This window comes from Amphritea sp. (assembly GCF_048266285.1).
Lineage (GTDB): Bacteria > Pseudomonadota > Gammaproteobacteria > Pseudomonadales > Balneatricaceae > Amphritea.
On record NZ_JBLWZV010000033.1, the window covers coordinates 22,160 to 28,267 of the forward strand.

A 6,108-nucleotide genomic window follows, 5' to 3' on the forward strand; every position below is an offset into this window, starting at 1 on the left:
ATGGCAGGACGATTTATCGATCATGAAGATGATGATCCTATTTTATCAGTGGTAAATTTGATTGACCTGTTTTTGGTCATTATTGTGATTTTATTAATTGTGATTGTTAAAAATCCGCTTAACCCTTTTTCTAGTGATCGTGTTGTCGTGGTTGAAAATCCTGGAGAGGAAAATATGACTATTACGATTAAAGATGGAGAGGAGTTAACGCGGTACGATAGCAGCGGTGATATAGGTGAAGGCAAAGGTATTAAAGCTGGCGTCACCTATCAACTACCTGATGGGAAAATGATTTATGTACCGAATTGAAATAGACACTAAACGTAACATTAAGACCCTGTACATACATTTCCGTATTCACGATTTTTAAATCTTTGATCATTAAGAAATAAGAAAGTCGTGAATTCAGCTCCGAAGTGCGACACAATTATTTACAGGGTCCAGGTTTACTCTCCAGACGGTCAGTCGTTTTCATTCTCATGCTTTTTTATTGTAAGCCTGTCGTGCCTGATAAGGCTCATTCTTACTGAAAAGAGCATACGCTATTCAGAATAGGGTGTTTGCTAATGTAGCGTAACCGTATTAAATAGCTTGCAAGCTTATAGCTTTCTCAGTGAGTCATACATCGGCTCTTGATAGCTATTTAATCGTGCTAGAATTGCTCTAGCTCCATACGCCAATAAGCACCTGAGGCGTTTATTACCTCGTTTACTAAATCAGAAATAGTCATTAGTAACGGGTAACTCCTCTGACCAAGAGGGTACCGTTGCTTTGCCCGTGTCATGAGGAGTTTCAATGAATAATCGACAACCCGAGCAAACTTTGCCATCCATTACGACTCTTGACGATCTGGCGCCGTTGGCAAATTACTCGCTGATGGATCGCCTCACTGCTGATCCGGATGCAACACCGCACGGGGATGATCACCAGCAGCGCCAAGTATTTTCGGGTCACTATGTGCCGGTAAAACCCACGCCAATTGCCGATCCAGAGTACGTCGCTCATAGCTTTGGACTGTTTAACGAATTGGGTTTCGCTGACAGCATGGCTCAGTCTGACGATTTTGTGCGGATGTTCTCGGGTGATATCTCTCAGGTGCCGGAGCCGATGCGAAAAGTTGGATGGGCCTGTGGTTACGCGCTGTCTATCTACGGCACCGAATACGATCAGCAGTGCCCGTTCAAAACCGGAAATGGTTACGGTGACGGCCGCGCAGTCTCCGTGCTTGAGGCGGTTATTAACGGTCAACGCTGGGAGATGCAACTCAAAGGCGGCGGCCGGACACCGTACTGCCGCGGCGGTGATGGTCGTGCTGTGCTGCGTTCCAGTGTCCGAGAGTTTCTGGCGCAGGAGCATATGCACGCCCTTGGTGTGCCAACCTCACGCTCACTGAGTCTGTATGTGTCAAAGACTGAGCAAGTTAGACGTCCCTGGTATTCCGAAGGTTCGCATTCGATGGATCCTGACACGATGGTATCTGAGGCTGTCGCCATCTCGACCCGTGTCGCACCATCTTTCCTACGGGTCGGTCAGCTGGAGCTCTTCAGTCGCCGAGCCCGCAAGCAGGAGCACCCGCAAGCGTTGCAGGAACTGGAGATGATTGTGCGACACCTCATCGAACGTGAGTACGCCGATGTTATTAATAACACTCTGCCCCTTGCTGAAAAAGTGGTGTTGCTCGCAGATGCGTTCCGCGACCGTTTGACCTCGCTGGTGGCGAACTGGGTCCGTGTGGGTTTCTGTCAGGGCAATTTCAATAGTGATAACTGTGCCGCTGGTGGTTTCACTCTCGATTACGGTCCCTTTGGATTCTGTGAACGTTTCGACCCCCAATATCAGCCTTGGACCGGTGGCGGGCAGCATTTCTCCTTTCTTAATCAACCGGTAGCCGCAGAACGAAACTTTCATATGTTCTGGACCGCACTAAGACCTTTGCTTGCTGCGGAGGATGCGGCCTTGCAGCAACTCGACGAGATTCGCAGCGGCTTTGAAACCGTGATGCAAACGAAAATGAGAGAGATGTGGGCTGAAAAGCTGGGTCTCGACACATTTGATATGCCATTGTTTAGAGAGCTAGCGGCGCTGATGATGGAAACATCGGTGGATTACACCATCCTCTTTCGCGAACTGTCGCATCTGCCTGACGATATTAGCCCACTTCAGAAAAGCTTTTATAAAGGGCCTAGCTATCAGGCAGACTCCGCAGCGCTGGATCAGCGCTGGGCTGAGTGGCTGACAGCATGGAATGCTCTGATAGACAGTCAGTCTCTCTCCCGTGATGAGATCTCAGGGAAGATGAAGCGCGTCAATCCAAAATACAGCTTGCGTGAGTGGTTAGTGGTGCCCGCCTATCAACAGGCCGCTGTGGGTAACTATGCGCTGATACGAGAGCTGCAAGAGGTGATGACTCAGCCTTATGCTGAACAATCGCAAGCGGTGGAAGATAAATACTATAGGTTGAAACCGGCTGAGTTTTTTGAACTTGGGGGCATGTCTCATTATAGCTGTTCGTCGTGAATTCTTGGTAAAGGAGGGAGGCATCTGTTGGCTATCTGCACAAGAGATGACGCCCACACTCATCTCCTCGTTCAGGAGGAGCTTTATGGCAGAGGAGTGTTACCCATTGCGCGTTAATGGGTCAGCCCCTCATTCGTACAGCACTCTTCCTGTAGAAACTCAATTAAGCCGAATAATTCTTTATACTGAGGTACACAATAAAGAGTCCTGCCCTCCCGCCGCTGCACAACCAGGCCAACAGAAACCAGACGGGTAATATGGTGAGAGAGTGTAGAGCTTGGCACATTAAGCGCTGCTTGGACTTCACCGACGGGAACTCCTTGTCGGCCACCTTTTACCAAATAACGATAAATATCCAATCGGGTGATATGTCCTAGTTCAGCAAAGCGCTTGGCGGCAATCTCAGATTGCATAATTTTCTCCGATTAATAAATATATTTCGATATTACTGGAATCATATTGACAACACCAACTTAGTTCTCCAAAATGTTTCTATACATCTAGAAATATAGGTTGAATTATGTCCCCTGAAATCCTCTCAATGCTCGAAGAAGCCCTCGGCATGTTTGCCTTTTTAGGCATCGAACTCACCGCACTATTCCTAGTAGTCAGCTTCATCGTCGGTGTGATTCAAGAGTTTCTACCTGCCAACAAAATCCAAGCGATTCTCAGTTCAAAAAGCGGTAAAGGCTATTTCTCTGCTGCGATTCTCGGTGGGATGACGCCCTTCTGTAGCTGCTCAACGATTCCTATGTTGACCGGGCTACTCAAGGCTCGCGCTGGATTTGGGCCAACCATTACCTTTCTGTTCACCTCACCGTTACTCAACCCCATCATCATTGGTTTGTTTCTGGCTACCTTTGGTTTGAACGTGACGCTGATGTATGCATCGGTTGCTTTGGTGGTCTCCGTTGCAGCTGGCTACCTACTGGAGAAAATGAATTTCGCCCGCTACATCCGCCCCGAGGTATTTGGCGATAAGCCCGTTAGTAGCTGTGGCGCCAGCGTTAAAATTAAGTCTGAGCCCGTCTCTTCATCCTGCGTTGGCTCCCAAATTCCAGCCGCGGCCTCTTGTCGCGGTAGTATTGGAAAGGCCGAGGGTGAAGTCGCGGTCAGCTCATGCTGCGATGGTACAGCCACCGTATCGGCTGTCCAAGATAACCGCTGGGCACGTATCTGGAAGGAGACCTGGAGCCAGTTTAAGAGCATCTTTCCTTACCTACTGTTCGGGATCGCCATCGGCGCCTTTACTTACGGCTTTATGCCTGCTGACCTGATCGTCAAATACGCAGGAGTTGATAACCCGCTGGCGATTCCGATCGCGGCTGTCATCGGTGTACCTCTCTACATCCGCGCAGAGGCCGTGATCCCGTTGTCTGCTGCACTATCGGCGAAGGGTATGAGTATGGGTGCTGTCATGGCATTAATCATCGGCAGTGCAGGAGCTAGCCTGACCGAAGTCATCCTGCTCAAATCAATGTTCCGCAAACAAATGATTGCGGCCTTCCTGTTGGTGATCTTCAGCATGGCAATCCTCGCTGGACTGCTGTTCAACTTTTTCTTTTAACCTGCTAGGCCGCTGAATCTACGATACCGGTTCAGTCTCATTGAGACCGTTAAGCACCTACAAGTCTAAACTTAAGATCGGTCTAAAAGCAGTCGTGTTATTAAGGGAGCTCTATATGAATATCGAAGTCATTTGGACAACGTACCGAACCGATATTAAATCCTTTTTACATTCAAAAATATCCAATCCTGTAGATGTTGAAGAATTACTTCAAGAAACGTTTATTCGTGCTTATCAAAATATTGATAACCTAAACTCTAAAGAGAAGGTTAAATCATGGTTGTTTATGATCGCTAGAAACATAACTATCGACTTTTATAGAAAAAACAACAAAACCGATAATATCCATCCGGAAGATTTGTGGCATGCAAACCAAGATACTGACACAGAGCACGTCTTTTCCCGTTGCGTCCAGCCGCTTATCAATGACTTGTCAGATGATATGGCAAAACTGTTAACTGCGATTGATCTACAAGGTCAGTCACAAAAAAAGTATGCTGAAAATCTCGGCATCAGCTACTCAACTTTAAAATCACGCGTCCAAAAAGGACGCAAGCAGCTCCATGAGCTATTCCATGAGTATTGTGATATATCCGTAGATCGATACGGTAATATTATCGAATACCAAATCAAACCCGACAAAATAAGCACGCGCTGTCAGTCTTGTGCTTAAGATGATTTAATTCAGTTGTTCTGTACGATTACTTCACAGGTTTCAGGCCACTGAGTACATATCAGCACAGTCTTCGATATCGCAATGAATCGAGTGACTCATATCCAACGCGGGGTTCTTAACTAAAGGCTTTCCGATTTTCTTAGCAGGGACATCTACCACTGTGGTATCGGCAGGCACATCCTCCAGCACAATCGAACCAGCACCAATCTTGGCGCCGTTCCCAACACGGATATTGCCCAACACCTTGGCGCCACTGCTGATTAACACGCCATGACCAATCTTTGGATGTCTATCACCACTTTCCTTCCCGGTACCACCCAGTGTCACAGACTGCATAATAGAAACGTTATTTCCAACCACCGCAGTCTCACCTATTACTACTCCTGTCGCATGATCTATCATAACGCCGCAGCCCAACTTGGCAGCGGGGTGGATATCAACCCCGTAGTTCATGGAAATACGGTGCTGAAAATATTGCGCCAGGGATTCACGCCCTTTATTCCAAAGCCAATTGGAAATCCGGTAGTTCTGCAAGGCATGAAAGCCTTTGAAATACAAAAAGGGGGTGACAAAGTCTTTACACGCTGAATCTCTTTCTCTAATGGCATACAAATCGGCATTGGCTGCGGCAACAATGCGGGGGTCATCGTCAAGCGCCGCTGCAATTACATCTCTACTACAAGCAACCGATCCGGCCTGCTCACTCAGTGCCTTGCTCAGGAGAAAAGCCAGCGCTTTTGTAAAGCTACCATGCTGAAGCAGGTTACCATTAAAAAATCAGCGAGTACGGCAAGCCGATGGCATCTGAGGTGCAAATTTTAAATATCAATAATCATCAGTATTGCAACATAGATTTGTGATCGTGAGGCGGTTTTGCGCTAATGTATTCGGAGTCTTAAGTTGGGAAGCTTTTATTCCCGCTCCACGATGAGCACCCGCGCCAGATAGCCCTTAAAAAAGCCGACAGCCTATAACATCTGTTTTTTATGACAGGTTTACTACCCAGACGGTCAACCGTTATCATCATCACGCTCTATTATTGCAAACCCGATTAAACTTGTTGCACCTGCTAAGGCACCAACCCTAACCAGGCAGCCATTTTCGACCGTTTTTAAACTGATGCGCATTGCCTACTTCTGCCGCTAACTGGCTTGCCGTCATGCCACCAATGCCTGGAACCGTTTTTAATAGCTGACAACGACTACTTTCCTTAACCTGTTTAACGATTTTTGCGTCCTGAGCGGCGATTTTTTCATTTAAATAACAGTAGTGCTCATGCATCACCTGAAGCTCACCAATGATGGCTGGGCATAGTGTTACTTTTTGCATACTTAACCATGAAAACAGT

6 protein-coding genes and 1 pseudogene are annotated in these 6,108 nt (G+C 47.2%); 4 read left to right on the top strand and 3 right to left on the bottom strand.

The window, feature by feature from the left end:
- Positions 1 to 309: a DUF2149 domain-containing protein gene (locus tag ACN0T0_RS19540; RefSeq protein ID WP_417228414.1), complete on the top strand. Its 309-nt coding sequence runs from the start codon at positions 1 to 3 to the stop codon at positions 307 to 309.
- Positions 310 to 795: 486 nt separating this feature from the next.
- A complete protein-coding gene (locus ACN0T0_RS19545) occupies positions 796 to 2,517 on the top strand; it encodes a protein adenylyltransferase SelO (RefSeq protein ID WP_417228415.1) in 1,722 nt (573 codons plus the stop codon).
- Between the two features lie 113 nt (positions 2,518 to 2,630).
- On the opposite strand, the gene ACN0T0_RS19550 is transcribed toward ACN0T0_RS19545, so the two are convergent.
- Positions 2,631 to 2,930, bottom strand: coding sequence for an ArsR/SmtB family transcription factor (locus ACN0T0_RS19550; RefSeq protein ID WP_417228416.1), 300 nt, complete (start codon positions 2,928 to 2,930; stop codon positions 2,631 to 2,633).
- Positions 2,931 to 3,037: 107 nt separating this feature from the next.
- On the opposite strand from ACN0T0_RS19550, the gene ACN0T0_RS19555 reads away from it, so the two are divergent.
- Both ACN0T0_RS19555 and sigZ read left to right on the top strand, forming a co-directional pair.
- Positions 3,038 to 4,084, top strand: coding sequence for a permease (locus ACN0T0_RS19555; protein ID WP_417228417.1), 1,047 nt, complete (start codon positions 3,038 to 3,040; stop codon positions 4,082 to 4,084).
- A gap of 115 nt (positions 4,085 to 4,199) precedes the next feature.
- Positions 4,200 to 4,757 carry an RNA polymerase sigma factor SigZ gene (sigZ, locus tag ACN0T0_RS19560; protein ID WP_417228418.1) on the top strand — a complete coding sequence of 186 codons (558 nt, stop codon included), beginning with the start codon at positions 4,200 to 4,202 and terminating at the stop codon, positions 4,755 to 4,757.
- A 42-nt stretch (positions 4,758 to 4,799) separates the two neighbouring features.
- On the opposite strand, the pseudogene cysE reads toward sigZ, so the two are convergent.
- Positions 4,800 to 5,525: pseudogene (gene cysE / locus ACN0T0_RS19565) on the bottom strand (serine O-acetyltransferase); the annotation flags it as partial.
- A gap of 318 nt (positions 5,526 to 5,843) precedes the next feature.
- On the bottom strand, positions 5,844 to 6,108 hold a 265-nt coding region (locus ACN0T0_RS19570), incomplete at its 5' end, for a transposase (RefSeq protein ID WP_417228419.1).

Excerpts from the sequence above, each read along its gene's own strand:
- ACN0T0_RS19540 (WP_417228414.1), top strand. The coding sequence starts at position 1 with ATGGCAGGACGATTTATCGATCATGAAGATGATGATCCTATTTTATCA.
- ACN0T0_RS19545 (WP_417228415.1), top strand. The coding sequence starts at position 796 with ATGAATAATCGACAACCCGAGCAAACTTTGCCATCCATTACGACTCTT.
- ACN0T0_RS19550 (WP_417228416.1), bottom strand. The coding sequence starts at position 2,930 with ATGCAATCTGAGATTGCCGCCAAGCGCTTTGCTGAACTAGGACATATC.
- ACN0T0_RS19555 (WP_417228417.1), top strand. The coding sequence starts at position 3,038 with ATGTCCCCTGAAATCCTCTCAATGCTCGAAGAAGCCCTCGGCATGTTT.
- sigZ (WP_417228418.1), top strand. The coding sequence starts at position 4,200 with ATGAATATCGAAGTCATTTGGACAACGTACCGAACCGATATTAAATCC.